This is a genomic window from Alicyclobacillus hesperidum subsp. aegles (assembly GCF_027923525.1).
Taxonomy (GTDB): domain Bacteria; phylum Bacillota; class Bacilli; order Alicyclobacillales; family Alicyclobacillaceae; genus Alicyclobacillus; species Alicyclobacillus aegles.
This window is the reverse complement of record NZ_BSBJ01000011.1, coordinates 36,841-53,379: the sequence shown is the minus strand read 5'-3', so window position 1 is coordinate 53,379 and position 16,539 is coordinate 36,841. Positions and strand designations below refer to the sequence as shown.

The window sequence follows — 16,539 nt, the reverse complement described above, 5'->3', positions numbered from 1 at the left end:
TCACTCAGCTTGTTTTGGACGAGCGCGCAAGTAGTATATGGGCAAACCCATGCTGCGGAACTTGGCCTCGTATTCGGTCTGCACATATTTGCTGGACAAGCTTGTTCCGTCGGGTTCACCCTCTGCAAATGCGCGCGCACATTCGGCGATGTCCCAACCATTTTCCGCAAGCGAAGCCAGCGACCAGTTAAATAGATCGAGGTTGTCCGTCTTTTGTTCGAGCCAACCGTCTGCACACAGCCATTTTGCGTACAGGGCAAGCTTCTTCGCGTGGGTCAGGCGGCGATCGTAATAGCGTCGGCGCGGCCACGGGTCGGAAAAGTTCAGGTAGATGCGGGCGACGCGAGGTTCGTGCCAAAGCTCTCCGATATGCCCAATGTCCCCGACGATAAACGTCGTGTTAGACAATCCCTGCCGAGCCGCGCCTGCAGCCGCTTTGGCAACGACTGCCAGCATTTTGTCGACGCCTACAAAGGTTGTGTCCGGGTGGAGCTTGGCCATGGTTTGCAAAAAGCCACCCTTTCCACAGCCAATTTCCAGGCAAAACGGTTTTCGTTGCGCGGCATACCACACTTGTAAATCGTCTTTGCGGGCGTCAAGCAGCTTTTCGCCGCCTTGTTCAAGCCATTTTCCCAATCGATGTGATCCTCGGTAGCGCATATCTTCCCCTCATTTCCTGCGTCATCGTATCTGGTTGGCAGTTTTGTTGCAAGTATGGGTACAATGTGGGCAACAAATGGTTGGGGGCTTTGTCATGGCCAAAGAAGCGTTACTCATTGTCGACATGTCAAACGATTTTGTGCACGATGAGGGAAGCCTCACCGCCGGTCGAGCGGCGCAGGCGATTGTTCCATACATCGTGGATCTGGCGGATCGCATGGTGAGAGATGGACAGATCGTAGCCGTCTGCATGGATGAGCATCAGGAAGGAGATCCACATTTTCGCGATTGGCCGCCACATAACGTCAAAGGAACGTGGGGGCAGCAACTGTACGGTGACCTCGCCACTTGGTATGACCGGGAGCGCGATCGCGACACCGTGATGTATGTCCCCAAGGCCAGCTACAACGCCTTTTCTGGCACCGACCTCGCCGTTCGCCTGCGCGCTTTCGGCGTCCAACGGGTGCACATTGTCGGCGTCTGCACAGACATCTGCGACTTTCTGACAGCTGGCGGTGCGTATGACGCTGGTTTTGCGACCGTTGTGCACCGCGCTGGCTGCGCGACCTTTACGGACCAAGGCGAGCTATTTTTAGAACATATGCAGCGTTGCTTTCACACCGAGATCGTGTAAATGCGCGCCATTTCATCACATGGTCTGCCAGTGCATGCCGCCATCCTGCGAGCGCAAGAGCGTTGCATTGAGCTTGGAGTCGAGCGCAAGCACATACCATGTCGCCGGATCCGGGATATCGAGCGTAATATGTATCGCACTGGCAAGGCTGCCCTGTAGTGAATGACCAACCGTGTACCAGCTTTGCCCGTCGTCCAAGCTGCGGAGAATCGTTTCTTCGCCGTTGCGCAATTCAAGCAACACAAGGCCATCGGGTGCGATGGCGGACATTGCTTGCACTTGGCCTACGTTTAATTCGTCGATGGTCCAGTTTTTTCCGTACGTCGACGTGCAGACGTACAGTTGATTGCCGTTCGCTGTCGGCACCATGAACGCCACCATCAGGGATTGATTCGAATTCGCTTTGACGAACTCGACAACCGGGGGCGCGACAGCCTGAGATGGCAGCGTCAATGCGCTTGTGTGCCAGTGCAGACCGCCGTCTATCGTTTCGACGACATTGACCGTTTTGGTCAAATCGTCGACTCCTACGTACAAGCCCGTCTTGCCGTTGGGGGCAAAATCCAGACGTGCGGCATAGCCGTTGTGGACAAGTTCATCCTGCGAATTGTTCACCATGTGCCAAGCTTGTCCGCCGTCGGTTGTCGCAAACAGGTATTTCGCAGCGGCGCCGCCGCTGGCGTCATCTTCGAACAATAGCCAACCTGCTTTTGCACCTTGCCACTCGCCAAATGCGATCTGAGACACGCCGGCAGGAAGTGAGAACGTCGACGGACTCCAAGTCGAGCCGCCGTCGCGCGTAGTCAGGATGTGCGCTTCACCCGTATCGATCCACACCAAGGACCACATGCGTTTGGACGAGGCGATTGGATATACATAGTCGACGCCGCCCGGGCCGTTTGCCACAACATCGTCGGTAGGCAAGGGAGGCAGGGATTGGCGAACCCACGTGTGTGCACCGTCTTCCGTTGCATACAACACAAAGTGGCTCCCTTGATACCCCCACGCCACACCCGCGCGATCGTCAAACATCTGAATGTGTGCATCTATGACGTGTACGGCGTTCGCGAATGTCGTGGGGGTCGCTGTTGCTTTGGCTGCAATTCGCTGTAGTGCGCTCCCCGCCGCCTGGGCACCGCGAGCATGCACGACACTGGCGGCTGCTGGCGGCTCGGTTGGCGTTGCTCCACACCCCGCAAGCAACCCTGCGATGCCGACAATGGATGCAAGCAAAACAACGCGCGCGTGCATGTCAATCGCCTCCCTATTTCTTAAAGTATACCAAACGAATTCCAAAACGTGCTTCCAAACGCGCATACGCAATCCTATAATGAGAATAGATTGTGGTGCGAGAATCTACAAACCGGAATGAATGCGGACGGAAGTGGGAATTCCAGATGACCATATTAGGTCCCCTTGCAATTTCAATCGCCTCTGTCACGATGTTGTCATGGTCCGCGCCGATGCATGTGGGCGAGCAGTTGGCAAAGCCTGTCGCCGATATTCACGCGGCAGCTTCCCGCCAAGTGGCGAACCGTGTTGTCGGCAACCTCGTGGCACTTGGCGATTCCATAACGTTTGGCTACAACCTTGGCAATAACCGCGCGCCTTCGAAGCTTGCGTTTCCATACCTCATTGGGAGCAAAGTACACGACAACGTTATCGATCTCGGCGTTCCAGGGTGGACCAGCGCGAATCTGCTGCATGCGCTGCAATCAGATCCAAGTATGCGGGCGGATGTCCAAAAGGCCAGCATTGTAACCATCGATATTGGCAGTAACGATTTACTGCAACCAGCCCTCTCGTTATTTTCTGCACGTGCAGCGAATTGGCACGACGTTTCGCTGACAGCGGCGCAGTCCACACAGTTGGCTGCTCGTCTTAGTAGCGCTGTGCAGGACATTGCGACAAACGTGGCGGCCATTTTGCGCGACGTCCATACGCTTAATGCGAAGGCGACTGTCGTCGTATACGACTTGTACAATCCTATTCCAACGTCGGATCGCTCGTTGTACATGGCGGCCGAGGCCGCTATCGGCGCTGCGAATGTACAGATTGCTAAAGGCGCCGTCGAGTACGGAGATGCGATTGCGGACGCCTATGATGCGTTTGCCGGGCATAGCAACTATATTTTGAAGAACGACGTGCACCCGAGCGTAGCAGGGCAAGCCGTCCTGGCTAAGCAAGGGGAGGTTGCCCTTTCGATGTCGGCCGCATTTCAGGCCATTGCTTCGCCCAACGGATGGAGTTCCCTAACACAGTGGCTCGGTCAACAACTGGCGAACGGCATATCGTGATGGCAAGGTATAGAATGGGCGCTCTAACACCATTCTGGTGCGAAGGTGGTCGTCGCGGAGAGGAGTCTTATGAACAGCGAATTACAGCAGGTATCTGAGACAGTGGTGCAACCGCCCAGAACGGCGTGGGGGCGCTTGAAGATGGCTTCCATTCTGGGCGTGTTGACGGCCATCGCGCCGCTGTCCATCGACATGTATTTACCCGCGCTACCGACGATGGCGCGCGATTTGCACGCGGCGACGGCGACGGCGCAACTCAGTTTGACGGCCTGTTTGGTCGGGCTCGCGATTGGACAGCTTTTCGCTGGCCCCGTGAGCGATGCCAGTGGCCGCAAGCGCCCACTTTTAGCAGGACTTGTGTTGTATTTGTTGGCCTCGTTCTTATGTGGATGGATGCCGTCGGTCTGGGGGCTTGTTGCACTCAGGTTTGTGCAGGGCCTGTGTGGTTCCGCAGGCATCGTGATCGCTCGCGCGATTGTGCGAGACATGTACAGCGGGGTTGAACTGACGCGCTTCTTTTCACTCCTGATGTTGGTGAATGGCGTGGCTCCCGTGCTGGCGCCGGTCATCGGTGGTCAGTTCCTGCGCTTCACGTCGTGGCGGGGGGTGTTTTTCATCCTCTGTGGCATCGGTGTCGCCTTGACGGTACTGGTGGCACTCTCCTTGCCGGAGACGTTGCCTGAACACCACCGTACGCGAGGTGGCATAGAAGGCACAATTTCCGCGTTTGTGCGCTTGTTTCGCGATCCCGTCTTTATGGCGTACGCTTTTTCGCAAGGACTCGTGTCCGCTGGTATGTTTGGATATATCTCCGGATCGCCTTTTGTATTGCAGGACATCTATGGACTTTCGCCGCAGTGGTTCAGCGTCTGTTTTGCCATCAATGGCATTGGCATTGTACTCGCCTCCCAAGTGAGCGGGTGGCTTGCCAATCGCGTGGAAGGGGCGCGTTTGTTCCGGTCGGGAGCGTGGATCGCCGCGCTGGGAGGCGTCGCTTTGCTGTTGAGTGTGTTGCTCGGTGCGGGACTCCCGGGGATCTTGCCGTCGCTCTTTTTCCTTGTGTCCAGTGTCGGCATTGTCAGTACCTTGGGTGCGTCGCTTGCGATGCAAAACCATGGACGTGCCGCGGGGAGTGCCGCTGGCTTGATCGGCGTGTCGCAATTGTTGCTTGGCGCAATCGCGACACCGCTTGTCGGTTTGGGGGGCGCACACACAGGGCTGCCGATGGGGATTGTCATTGCCAGCGCAGACGTTGGGTCACTCGTCTGGTATGCCGCTTGGTCGTTGCGCATGAACATGAATGGCAGGGAGGTAGCGTAAATGAATGAGGCCGATGCATTTCCTCGTGCGGCGATCGATCCGTTCGAGGAGGAGGCAGGGCGGCTTCAGCACGTGTTGCGGACAATGGAGCACGCTTTGGCTGGCGGGCCGAAGCCGCCTGTGCGCGACGAGGATGAGGAAGACCAGGATGAAGCGTTGACCGCAGACGAAGTCGCGGATGTCGCGGTCGCCGAATTGGCTCGCGAGCGGCGGCGAGAAATCGAACGGGCGATGCGGGAACCATATTTCGGGCGGATCGACTTCTCCCCCGCGGGAGTGGGTCGCCAGCGCTTGTACATCGGCAAGCGCGGCATTGACGATCCGGCTTCCGGCGATCGCATCGTCCTTGATTGGCGCGCACCTGCAGCCAGCCTATTTTATTCATTCGCAGGACAAGGGGACGAAGCGAGCTACGTCTCGCCCGAGGGCGAGGTGCGGGGAAAGGTATCGCTTAAGCGCAACATCGTCGTTCGCGATGGCGAATTGCAGCGCGTGGTAGACAGCTATGTTGAAGGCCAGGACCAGGCTGCGGCGACGGACGAGTTTCTCCTTTATCGGCTCCAGGATGCGAAAGACAGCCGTCTGCGCGACATCGTCGCGACCATACAAGCCGAACAAAATGACATTATTCGCGCGGATAGGAGCTTGCCGATTGTTATCCAAGGCGTCGCTGGTAGTGGCAAAACAACCGTCGCCCTCCACCGACTCGCATACCTCTTGTACCAGCATCCCGAACGCCTGCGCGCCGAACGTATGGTGATTTTTGCACCATCGGCGATGTTCGTCGACTATATTTCTGAGGTACTCCCCGAACTGGGTGTAGGAGGCGTTCAACAGACGACCTTTTCCGCGTTTGCTTTGCGCGTGCTGGATCATGCTGTGCTTCTGGTCGACCCCGGTGAACGCCTGCGCCAGCGGTTCGCACTTCGCCAACCGCCGGAATATGCGGCCGCCATGCGCGAGGTGGAGTGCAAAGGCAGGCTTGAAACGTGGCATAGCCTGCAGGCATTTCTCAGCGAAAGTGAACAGTCGATGCTGCCAATGGGAGCAGCCGTCGCACCGTTCGGCCGTTCCCTCGAACATGCGACCATCGCTCGCTGGTTTTTTGAGGAATATGCCAACTATCCAGTCTTTGTACGTAGGCAGCGGGTATTGGCACGCGTGCGTCGGCACTTCGAGATGGAAGCCAAAGCGGCTGGCCAGACAGATAAATCGTCAAAGCGAAAGTTGGCGGCAGCCATTCGCCAGTATGAAGAGCGGTGGCCGAACATGGAGCCACTCACGTTCTATCGCAGGTTTCTTGAATGGCATCCTGAGTTGACGACGTCTTCGCTGCGCCAGCCAGAGAAACGCGGTGCACGCCCACAGGTACAACCGGAAGATCTGCCGCTTCTGCTCGCGATTCATCAATGGCTGTACGGCATTGATCCGCGCGATCGGTTCGATCACGTTGTGATCGACGAAGCGCAAGACTTCTCACCTGTACATTTACAGGTTTTGCGAGCCTATTGTCCGAGCAACTCGTTCACCATTCTTGGCGATCTCTCACAGAGCATCCACAGTGAAGCGGGAATCCGCGAATGGCGTGCGTTCATAGACCAATTTCCGAGCGGTTGTCGCTACGTGGAACTGTCGGTGTCATACCGTTCGACTTTCGAGATCATCGAGTTTGCCAATCGAGTGTTGCGGCCTTTTGGGCCAGCGGTCGAAGCAAAGCCCGTGTTCCGCAGCGGTGATAAGGTGCTGGTGGAAGAGGTGGCCTGGCGCGATCGCTTTGAGGCTGTGCTTCATCGCATCATGGCAATGCGTGAGTTGTCTTCAACAGTCGCCGTGTTGACACGTACGGAAGAAGATGCTCATGTTTATCACAATGCCTGTTTGGAAGCAGGGCTTGACGCCCATTTGTTGACGGCCGATCGCGGCGATTACGAAGGCGGCATCAGCATTGTCCCAATTTACCTTGCAAAAGGTTTGGAATTTGACAGTGTCATTGTCGTCGATGCAGACGCAAACCATTACAATTGGAGCGAGCGCGATGCAAAGCTCTTATATGTAGGTTGTACAAGGGCCCTGCACCGACTTTGCATTCTCTACGCAGAGCCCATTACGCAGTTGCTTGAGTGGACGAAAGCCTAAGGGTGTTCGTCCACTTTCGTTTTTTAGCTGGACATCATTTGTTTAGTTTCGAAAACAAAAATCAAAAAAGACAATATTGGTATACAATACGTCTCCCTGTCTTGCATGTTATTCTTTATAATGATTTTGAGAAACCGTTTTCATTCCTCGTGGGGCGCGGGGGGAGGGCTACCGTGAGCTTAAGTGTGCAGACAAATATAATGGGCCAACCAGTGTTTCACGCGTTTGTCGAACAAGGGCCAGCTTGGCCAATGACTTCATGGGACGTCTTGCAACAAAAGCCGATTGAAGTCAACTTTATGGAAGTGGGCAAACTTCTGGAACGAGTTCACGAGCGAAAGGAACTCTTGTTGTGCACCATACGAAGTTCTCAGGTCGTACCCATTTATCCATTTTTGACACAGATGCAGGCGGGAGGCTTTGAATGCATCCATGTGCTAACATGTGATGCCAATACCTATATCATTACGTTTGCCGCGTTTTCGCCTGAGCGTGCGATGGGCTCGTTCGAAGCCGGCATTGCGCGCCTCGCTTCAGAAAGATCGCTCGTTGGTGTCAGTCGGACATTCATCGACACCGATGTGCGTCGTTGGTGGACCGCAGTACTCGAGTCGACGTCCGCCTGCCACTTGAACATCTATCAGGACCATGTATTTTCGCGATTGGACCGCGAACTCGTTGCCATTTCCGACGAGGATCGCATGCGTTTTTTGAGCCGCATTATCACAGCTTTGGACGATCGCGGTTACGAAGGCGCCTCCGCAGTGATCGACCAGGTCTTTAATCAGATTGTGGAGCATAACTACCGCATTGAGGACGTGGCCGAATTGTCCGCACAGGTACTTTTGGCGGCGGTTGGACTGAAGGCTGGCAGCGGGCGCGACAGGCTGGTGCAGTTGCCACTTTCCACACGGCAGTGGCTTCAATACGTCGGCAAACAGTGTCCTAAGTGGTGGGACTGGCGAGACCGTCTGAAACAGTCTCTGATGGTCATCATGGGGCGCGAAGAGGCGCTCACGTCGGCACACAGTGCGCAAATCGGGCAGGTCATTCAGATGATTGAGTCGAACTACGATTCGGATCTCGACGTCGCGTCATTGGCGGCTCGCGTATTCTTGAGCCCAAGCTATTTAAGTAAGCGATTTAAGAGCGAGACTGGCATGACGATTCGCGAATTCATTGTTCAGACTCGTTTGAATAAGGCAAAAGATATGCTATTGCATGATTTCCATCTCAAGGCTTATGAAGTCGGCGCCCATGTCGGGTATCCAGACCCAACGTATTTCAATAAGTTGTTTAAACGCCAAGTGGGATTGACGCCGAAGGCGTTTCGCGATCGCGCCGTGCGTCAGTCGCTTGGTATTCACGAGTCGGACTGATTGATGTTCTATGACTGCACAGTCTGCCAAGATCGAAAGCGCTATCTGGCAGACTGTGCCTATTTTACGGTGCATTCTATGGCTTAGCGGCGTTTCACTTGAGCCTATTCCTATCAAAAATTGCCGAGTCGCTGCCACAACTCAATGCATGCGCGCGTGTTGTGGTAAGGGCACTTCCACGGTTCAACCTTCCACTTCGACAAGTCTGGTTGCCCGTCCCGATGTACCAACCAAAACCATTCGCCGTATTGTCTATCGACCATTTTGTTCTCGATGAAATCCCAGACGCGCCACGCGTGATGCAGATAGTGAATATCGCCTGTGATGCGATAAGCGTTGACGAGGCCAACTGCCGCTTCGGCTTGTGGCCACCAGTGTCTGTCGTCGTCGATCACGCTTCCCGCCCGGCCTTCATTGCATACTCCGCCATCCTGATCTATGCCTTCGGCCAGCGTGGCTTCCACCATGCGCAGCGCGATGTTGTGAATTGCTTCTTGCAAGACCGGATCGCCCAAAGCATCGGCAGCTTCACAAAGAAGCCACGAGCCTTCGATATCGTGCCCATACGAGATGACGTTGTCGAGAGGTGTCCATTTGGCATCGAAAAACAGCTGAAAGTGCCCACTCTCGCGATCGACGATGCGCTCTGCAACGATTTGTAGCAAGTCATGCAACCTACCACGCAATTCGGGATTCGGCCATACCTGATAGAGTCGCGTATAGGCTTCCAACAAATGCAGATGCGTGTTCATGGATTTGGGTGCCGCTAAATCGGATAAACCCAGTTGGTCGCTCATAGGAACCCAGTCGTCGGAAAACGATTCATAATAGCCGCCAAACTCTGGATCGCGCGCGTATCGTTCAATGCATTGGTACGTCAATTGTGCAAGGCGAAGTGCTTCTGTGTTACCTGTGGCGGCGAAGTATTCTGCACATGCGTATATGGCGAACGACTGTGCGTAGACGTGTTTACGGAGCTGGATGGGGCGGTGCGTGACATCCACCATCCAGAATACACCGAGGTGGATCTCGTCCCAAAAGGCGGTTTTCAATAGGTTCCATGTTGCGTCGGCAATGCGTCGGTTTTCGGTGTTCATGTCAAACCGAGTGTTGATGGAATGAGCAAATGTCCACAGGATGCGCGAAGCAAGAATAACACCCAGATTTGCCTCTGGTTCCGGTGTGCAGTCGTTACTGACGCAGCCGTAGAACGTACCATCTTCGCGGATCGCGTTTGCCCGCCACCAGGCGAGAATGGACTTGCCTTGATCTACCGCGCGTTGTCGCAAATTGTTTGTCATCTGCACCATGTCACCGCCTGTGATTTAGCATAACAAAATGAATAGTATGCTAACGAAACTTGCGAATCAATCTGATGTATCAAACACAGTACGGAAGGACAAGAACCTACCCCTGGACGGAAATCGATAAGTGCATTAGGCTAACAAATGTTGATAGGGAACGGAAGGGGCGACCTGGATGACGAAGAAGGTGACGATGCAGCAAATTGCAGAGCGAGCCGGAGTGTCAAAATATGCTGTGTCGAAGGCTTTATCTGGGCAATCGGGGGTAAGCGAGGAAACGCGCGAACGCATTGTGAAAATTGCCACCCAACTGGGATATTTTTTGCAAGACAACGGCGTCACCAAGAGCAAGGTAGGGGATGCAAAGGAGAAGCGAAGGGCGCAAACGGTTGTCGTGCTCTTGCCCAATGTGCGTATGCAAACCCGGGCGTCTTCGTTTTGGGGGCGAATTGTCGATGGCGTTACGGCGGCGCTGGCAGACAAAGGATTTGGGAGCATTCTCGTGACCGAGCATTCGCCTGAACATTTTTTGCAGGTGTTAAATCCGTCTGCAGTTCTTGGCGTGATCGGAGTGGGATACGTTGCGACGTCGCTCTTGTTTGAAATTCGCAATTTGGGACTACCCTTTATCCTCATTGATCACGAGGATGAGTCAGTACCTTCGGACACGGTGTTTGCCAACAACTTCGATGCAACGAAGCAACTGACACGGTTCCTGCTGGGACAAGGACACCGCCATCTACATTTCATTGGCGATCCGTCTTTTTCAGAGAGCTTTCGCCAGCGTTGGCTTGGTTTTCGCACGGCGTTGGAGGAGCAAGGCATCGCCTTGTCGCAGCCGGATGAATGGGCGGGCAGCCTGGGAGTAACAAGGGACGAGCATATTGCGTGCTTGACGCGAATGGCAAACCAGCTGCTGCGAGAAGGAGATATGCCAACGGCGTTTGTTTGTGCTAACGATGCCCTGGCTATCAGTGTCATGGCTACCCTTCAACAGCTGCGGCTCGCTGTTCCTTCGCAAGTGTCCGTAACGGGTTTTGACGACATTGATGACGCATCGGAGACTAGGCCCGCGTTGACAACCGTCTACGTTGATAAGAAACAAATGGGGGCGCGGGCGGTCGATCTCTTGTTGCGGCGGATCGAACACCCGGACGCACCACGTGAGAAATTGCATGTATGCGGTGAAATTGTGCTTCGCGATTCGACGGCTGCGCCTGTCAGGCGTCTGGAACAGGCGGATTGCGAGGCTTAACGGCCGCGTGGAATGCGCCAGCTCATGAGCAAGACGACGACGCCGAGGCAGGCGAGAACGATGCCAAGAATGTGCAATTGCCCCGTCGTGAGGCGGCTACCGAACAACAGCCCGAGCACGACAGTCGAGATGATTGTCCCCATGTACCGGGCCATTTGAAAGAGCCCCGAAGCAGTGCTGATAACTTCTCGTGGACTGGCGCGAAACAAGGCCGTCTGCAGCCCGACATTGTTAAAACCGTTCGAGAGCCCCAACACGGACAGAACCACGGCAAGCCACCAAACAGGTGATTGGCCATGTAGGGTCAGATAGAGAACGCTACCTACGGTCATGAACATGGCCGCGAGCATTAAGGGTGGGCGCGATCCGCTTTTGGCCACCCAGCGCCCGGTGATGGGCGACGTGATCAGACTGAATCCTGCGACGCACAACATGAGCAACCCTGTTTCCTGGGTATCGAACTGTCGCACTTCCTGGAGATACGTTGGCATGCCGAAAAACACTGAGTAAAAGATGATGTTAACCGTCGCGAACTGGACGAGTACCCATGTTAGGGCGGTGTTCTGTCGGAAAAAACGCAGGCTCAGAAACGGCAGTTCTGCCTTGGTTTCGCGCCAGCCAAACAGGGTAAAGGCGACGACGCCAAGGACAAGCCCCCACCACGAGGGCCTGGATGTGAGCGACAGTAAAAAGACGATGGCACCAATGATACCGAGAATAAACAGAAAGATACCCATCAAATCAAGTTCATGCAGAACGGCTCGCATCCGCCGCCCAAGCGGTGCCGTTTGCTCATTGTCCCGGCCACTAGGTAACACCCAGATTGCCAATAAAAAGCTCGCAATGATAAAAGGAAAATTGACCCAAAAGATTCCCTGCCAATCGGCGTAGTGCATGATAATGCCTCCGATGGAGGGGCCGAATGCGGCGGCACCCGATGAAAACACAGCCAACAATGCAAGCGCCTGCGACTGTCGCTCTGTGATCACGTTGCGCACGATACCCATGCCCGCTGGATATACGGCACCGCTGCCCAGGGACTGAATGAGGCGCAAAATGATGAGCCACGAGAAGCTAGGCGCGAAGGGGGCCAGCGAACATGAGAGTGCAACGAGCAGTAAGCCGATAAGGAATAAGGGTTTACGGCCGAGGAGATCGGCGAGTTTGCCCATGATTGGCTGGGCGACGGCGCTCGCGAGATAGTAAGACGAAATGAGCCAGGATGCGGTGGTAAAATGGACGTGAAACACGTGCTGAAACTTCGTCATGGCAACCGAAATCATCGACGAATTGAGCGGATTGAGCAAGACGCCAAGTGCAATGGTCATGAGAAATAAGGCGCGTCTATGACCATTCGGTTGCGTGGCGACAGGGTTATTTGGCACACTAGACATTCCGGTTCCTCCTCACACTGGCATTATGATACGCCTTGCGAAGGAACGTTTCCAAGCGATAGGAGGGCGGCGCATGCGCGTTGTGATCGTACAAAACGAAGATGAATTACAGACTTGCTTGGATATTCGGCGAAAGGTGTTCGTCGAAGAGCAACAGGTGCCTGTGGAAGAAGAAATCGACGAACAAGATGTCGTCGGAGTGGGGCATCACGTCTATATCGAAAACGACGAGGGAACTCCCGTCGCCACGGCTCGCTATAAGCCGTATGGCGATGAACGTGATGGAACAGCAAAAATTCAGCGAGTTGCAGTGCTTAAGGCCTATCGCAAAGGTGGCTTTGGTCGGGCTGTTATGGCGGCCATCGAGGAACTTGCGCTGGCAGATGGATACCACCGCGCCGTCCTCGATGCCCAGTGCCATGCAGAAGCGTTTTACCACAAACTTGGCTATTGCACCGTAAGTGAGGAACCGTTTTACGATGCGGGGATCTTGCATGTGCGCATGGAAAAGCTGCTTAAAGGAGCGCCAATCGCTCGATGATTGACGCATGCTGTGGAAACTGCGTGACGAGTTCATGCCGTTTACATAGCTCAAAGTCCCGGTAATCAAAGCCTGGTGTGACCATACAACTGACAAGCGAGTAACCGAACACGTGTTGATTGGGCTTTTGCGGGGCGGGCGACGAACCAAAGATGGTCCCCTTTGGCACGAGTAACTGTGGTCGTTCACCAACATCCATGCGCACGCCGAGCGCGTGTGCCGTGTATTTCCCGGAAGCATCAATGGTGTGAACGACGAGCGGATCGCCCACGTGAAAATACCAAAGTTCGTCCGACTTGAGCCGGTGGAAGTGGGAGACGTCTTCCGCACGCAATAAAAAATAGATAGATGTGGCGCTGCGTCGCGGGGAGCCGTAGTGACCCAGTGTCGATTCGTCTTCCATCCACACAGGCGAATGGTAGGTTTCGCGATAAAAACCCCCTTCCGGGTGTGGTTCGAGTTGCAACGCTTCAATCCAGTCGGATGCGTCCATGTGCGGGCCTCCTTGTTGAACTTGTTTGCATTTGCATTGGTACAGCCGAATTTGGCACGATAGAGTAGGCACTCCTGTTGATTATGGCATATCCCCAAGGTGGAATGTCACAAGGCGTGCAACTCGTATGCACAATCGCCATCGGTCGAAATGCTTTGTCGGTGCTCAGCTGTTTGAAAGAACTTTTGGATGTCCTTTCAGTCCAGCAGTGAGCGGGACAGCTATTTCCTTTGGACAAGCGAAGACCGATGCGCAAGCGTTTGAATCTCCGACGTGACGGTCGGCAGGAAAGCAGGGAAACAAATTGCAGCCAATCGATGTTCAATCGGTTCAAGCAGCACTAGAGAGATTTGTCGGAGACGACGTGTATTTGCATCTTGAGACGACCAACGGTGCGTATGCGGCACATCGATTCGGCCAGCCGATGGCTGTCTGTGCCTATATTCGCAATGGCTTGGTGAAGTTTGAGCGAGCACAGATCGCCGGGACTCGTCCGTATCGCGTTGGCCTAAAAATGGCGTCAGGTTGGATCTATGCCGAAGGGCTGACGGATTATGAAGTAGACGGCGAAGGGCGGTTGTTGCTCGCAGGGCACGATAGTGAAGGACGGCTCGCTGTCGCTTTGCAATTGTCGAGAACGCCTTGGCCAATGGGCGTTTTGGACGAGGAGAAGGAGGTGGAGTGAACGTGGGTAACGTGGAAAAAACGCGTCATCTGCTGCTCGTGTTTCCGCACCCTGACGATGAGTCGTTTGGCAAGGCGGGCACGGTGATCCTATTTACGAAGGCCGGAACTCCAGCAACCTTGATCTGCGGCACACTTGGTGAGATGGGGCGCAACATGGGGAATCCCACGTTTGCAAATCGCGAGACGTTGCCAAGCATCCGCCGCCGTGAGCTGGAGGACGCGTGTCGTGCACTTGGTGTCGACGATTTACGCTTGCTTGGTTTGCGGGATAAGACGGTTGAGTTCGAGGATCCGGAACGCGTGGCGGATCGCATCGAGGCCGTTATCCGTGAAGTGAAGCCGTCAATTTTAATGACCTATTATCCAAAATATGGAGTCCATCCGGATCACGATGCCATGTCACACGCCGCGGTCATCGCTGTCAAGCGCTTGCCGAAAGAGGAGCGGCCGGTGATCTGGGGTTCGGCGGTCGTGAACGACGCGGAATCCATTCTTGGCGAACCTGATTTCGTTCTTGATGTTTCATCCGTTCTCGATGAGAAAATGGCCGCCATGCGTGCCCATAAGTCCCAGTACCAAGGTATGTTTTCCCGCATGGAAGAAGCGTTGGCACAAGGCGGAGCTGTACGCGATGAGGTTTTACAGCAACTGACCCGGGAACGCTTTTGGATTTATCGGATCGAAGATTAATTGATTTTGTGAGGGACGACTGTGATACGTGTTTTATTCATTTGTTTAGGGAATATTTGCCGTTCGCCGATGGCGGAAGCGGTATTCCGAAACATGGTCGACGAAGCTGGTCTCGCAGATGAAATCGACATTGATTCGGCCGGGATCGGCAACTGGCATGCGGGCGATCCGCCGCATATAGGTACCCGGCGTGTTTTGGAGAAGAACGGGATCGACTGGAAAGGGCTTGTCAGCCGCCAAGTGACACCTGACGATTTGCAACGGGCAGATTATGTTGTTGCGATGGACGATGCCAATATGGAGGCTTTAGAGCGGCTAGGGGCACCACGGTCGGAGCGGGTCTTTCGCTTGTTAGATCTCGTACCGGATGAACCCCTCGATGAAGTTCCGGATCCGTACTATGACGGGCGTTTCGATGAGGTGTATCGTCTTGTACAGCTTGGGTGCAGGGAGCTTTTGCAGAAGATACAAAAGGAACTTGCAGAGCGCAAAGCAAGTAAATAGATATTTGTGACGGACAGGTTGTGGTAATCCCACATACCTTGCGAGTGTGGATGATACAACCACACAAGGAGGTATGTGGGATGCATGTTTTAAAACACATCCACTTTGCGGATGCCCATCGTCCTGGGCAAGCCTTGGCCAACGGGGGACAGGGTTATTTTCCGGCGGACATTCGACGGTTGTACAATATTCCCACCAACCTTACCGGGGCCGGACAGACGATTGGCATTCTTGAGTTTTCGAGCGGCTACAGCCTTCAAGATGCGACCTTGTTCTGGCAGATGCACGGCGTCACACCGCCAAATGTTGTCTTTGTCTCCGTCGATGGCACGCGCAATGACGGTGGCACCAGCGTGGACGACGAGGAAGCCTCACTGGATTTACAGTGGGCTGCCGCCATCGCACCGGGGGCTCGGTTTGTCATCTATGAGGCAAATGCCGGTGAGACGTACCCGGAGTTTGAAGCGGCAATGTTGCGTACGTTGAACTACATTTTGAACGATCATCTGCATCAGCCGAGCGTCCTCTCCATTTCCTACGGAGACGGCGAAGATTCGTTTGATGCCGAGGCACTGCAGTCCATAGCTGACCTCATTCAGAAACTGGATGAGCGTGGCGTAACAGTCTGTATTGCCTCTGGCGATCAGGGGGCCTACGGCTTGCACAATCCCTATGGCCCTTATGCGCGCCATGCCGATGCGCCAGCCACCAGTCCTCATGCGGTGGCTGTCGGTGGTACGCATTTGTATGCACATGGTGGCGAGTGTGCCTGGACGTATCTGGGGCCTCAAAATGGCGGCGCGAGCGGAGGCGGCTTTTCAGATATCTTTGCCAAACCGCCGTGGCAGACGGCTGTGCCCGGTCATGCGCGTGGTGTGCCCGATCTCGCTCTTAATGCCGATCCAGCCAGTGGGTATCAAATTGTGTTTCAGGGTCAGTCGGCCATTGTCGGTGGCACATCCGTGGCCTGCCCTGTGTTTGCGGCGATTATCGCACTTGCCAACGAGCGTCGGGCCTCATTGGGACGTAAGCCCCTTTCATCGCTGCCGCAGTATCTATACACGTATGCAAGTAAACTGGGTTTTCGCGATATCGTCGTCGGAAACAACACGTATAACGGCGTCATTGGCTACGATGCCGTACCAGGTTGGGATGCGGTGACAGGATTCGGATCAGTCGATGCTACACAATTCATCGACACATTGGTTAACGACGTACCGTAACGCCAGCGTGGTGGCGTCCAGT

Annotated in this window: 16 protein-coding genes; 11 read left to right on the top strand and 5 right to left on the bottom strand. The window is 54.7% G+C overall.

Translation table 11 applies throughout. The annotated features are described in order from the left end of the window. On the bottom strand, positions 1-660 hold the full coding sequence (gene trmB / locus QMF38_RS08510; RefSeq protein WP_058095521.1) for a tRNA (guanosine(46)-N7)-methyltransferase TrmB: 660 nt from the start codon (positions 658-660) through the stop codon (positions 1-3). Positions 661-754: 94 nt separating this feature from the next. Here trmB and QMF38_RS08505 point away from each other — a divergent pair, with 94 nt between their 5' ends. Next, on the top strand, positions 755-1,294 hold the full coding sequence (locus QMF38_RS08505; RefSeq protein WP_232302368.1) for a cysteine hydrolase family protein: 540 nt from the start codon (positions 755-757) through the stop codon (positions 1,292-1,294). Between the two features lie 15 nt (positions 1,295-1,309). On the opposite strand, the gene QMF38_RS08500 is transcribed toward QMF38_RS08505, so the two are convergent. Continuing rightward, on the bottom strand, positions 1,310-2,545 hold the full coding sequence (locus tag QMF38_RS08500) for a hypothetical protein (protein ID WP_058095519.1): 1,236 nt from the start codon (positions 2,543-2,545) through the stop codon (positions 1,310-1,312). A gap of 146 nt (positions 2,546-2,691) precedes the next feature. Here QMF38_RS08500 and QMF38_RS08495 point away from each other — a divergent pair, with 146 nt between their 5' ends. The 4 genes from QMF38_RS08495 (at position 2,692) to QMF38_RS08480 (ending at position 8,426) form a co-directional block, all read left to right on the top strand. Then, complete coding sequence (locus tag QMF38_RS08495; protein WP_232302367.1) at positions 2,692-3,591, top strand: GDSL-type esterase/lipase family protein; 900 nt, start codon at positions 2,692-2,694, stop codon at positions 3,589-3,591. Between the two features lie 69 nt (positions 3,592-3,660). Continuing rightward, positions 3,661-4,911, top strand: coding sequence for a multidrug effflux MFS transporter (locus tag QMF38_RS08490; RefSeq protein WP_083496230.1), 1,251 nt, complete (start codon positions 3,661-3,663; stop codon positions 4,909-4,911). After that, positions 4,912-7,047, top strand: a complete 2,136-nt coding sequence (locus QMF38_RS08485) for a HelD family protein (protein WP_058095518.1) — start codon at positions 4,912-4,914, stop codon at positions 7,045-7,047. It begins immediately after the preceding gene. Between the two features lie 173 nt (positions 7,048-7,220). Beyond that, positions 7,221-8,426, top strand: a complete 1,206-nt coding sequence (locus QMF38_RS08480) for a helix-turn-helix transcriptional regulator (protein ID WP_281759191.1) — start codon at positions 7,221-7,223, stop codon at positions 8,424-8,426. A 113-nt stretch (positions 8,427-8,539) separates the two neighbouring features. Here QMF38_RS08480 and QMF38_RS08475 read toward each other — a convergent pair whose 3' ends face one another. Next, the gene (locus tag QMF38_RS08475) at positions 8,540-9,727 is read right to left on the bottom strand and encodes an AGE family epimerase/isomerase (RefSeq protein WP_232302370.1); all 1,188 of its coding nucleotides are present in this window, start codon (positions 9,725-9,727) and stop codon (positions 8,540-8,542) included. Between the two features lie 178 nt (positions 9,728-9,905). Between QMF38_RS08475 and QMF38_RS08470 the strand changes: the two genes are divergently transcribed. Then, positions 9,906-10,985, top strand: coding sequence for a LacI family DNA-binding transcriptional regulator (locus tag QMF38_RS08470; protein WP_058095515.1), 1,080 nt, complete (start codon positions 9,906-9,908; stop codon positions 10,983-10,985). On the opposite strand, the gene QMF38_RS08465 is transcribed toward QMF38_RS08470, so the two are convergent. Next, on the bottom strand, positions 10,982-12,379 hold the full coding sequence (locus QMF38_RS08465; RefSeq protein ID WP_006446156.1) for an MFS transporter: 1,398 nt from the start codon (positions 12,377-12,379) through the stop codon (positions 10,982-10,984). The genes QMF38_RS08470 and QMF38_RS08465 overlap by 4 nt on opposite strands. Positions 12,380-12,452: 73 nt before the next feature. Between QMF38_RS08465 and QMF38_RS08460 the strand changes: the two genes are divergently transcribed. Further along, entirely contained in the window at positions 12,453-12,920 is a 468-nt protein-coding gene (locus QMF38_RS08460) for a GNAT family N-acetyltransferase (RefSeq protein WP_040288865.1), read from the top strand. Here QMF38_RS08460 and QMF38_RS08455 read toward each other — a convergent pair. Further along, complete coding sequence (locus QMF38_RS08455; protein WP_040288867.1) at positions 12,895-13,413, bottom strand: cupin domain-containing protein; 519 nt, start codon at positions 13,411-13,413, stop codon at positions 12,895-12,897. The two genes, QMF38_RS08460 and QMF38_RS08455, sit on opposite strands and share 26 nt — an antisense overlap. A 304-nt stretch (positions 13,414-13,717) precedes the next feature. On the opposite strand from QMF38_RS08455, the gene QMF38_RS08450 reads away from it, so the two are divergent. From QMF38_RS08450 to QMF38_RS08435, 4 genes are all read left to right on the top strand, one after another. Further along, positions 13,718-14,098, top strand: a complete 381-nt coding sequence (locus QMF38_RS08450) for a YojF family protein (RefSeq protein WP_006446159.1) — start codon at positions 13,718-13,720, stop codon at positions 14,096-14,098. 2 nt (positions 14,099-14,100) lie between these two features. Then, the gene (bshB2, locus tag QMF38_RS08445; RefSeq protein ID WP_100218590.1) at positions 14,101-14,790 is read left to right on the top strand and encodes a bacillithiol biosynthesis deacetylase BshB2; all 690 of its coding nucleotides are present in this window, start codon (positions 14,101-14,103) and stop codon (positions 14,788-14,790) included. A 21-nt stretch (positions 14,791-14,811) separates the two neighbouring features. Then, positions 14,812-15,294 (top strand): low molecular weight protein-tyrosine-phosphatase, encoded by a 483-nt coding sequence (locus QMF38_RS08440; RefSeq protein WP_040288868.1) that lies wholly within the window; start codon positions 14,812-14,814, stop codon positions 15,292-15,294. A gap of 80 nt (positions 15,295-15,374) precedes the next feature. Beyond that, positions 15,375-16,517 carry a S53 family peptidase gene (locus tag QMF38_RS08435; RefSeq protein WP_006446162.1) on the top strand — a complete coding sequence of 381 codons (1,143 nt, stop codon included), beginning with the start codon at positions 15,375-15,377 and terminating at the stop codon, positions 16,515-16,517. The last annotated feature ends 22 nt before the right edge of the window (positions 16,518-16,539 follow it).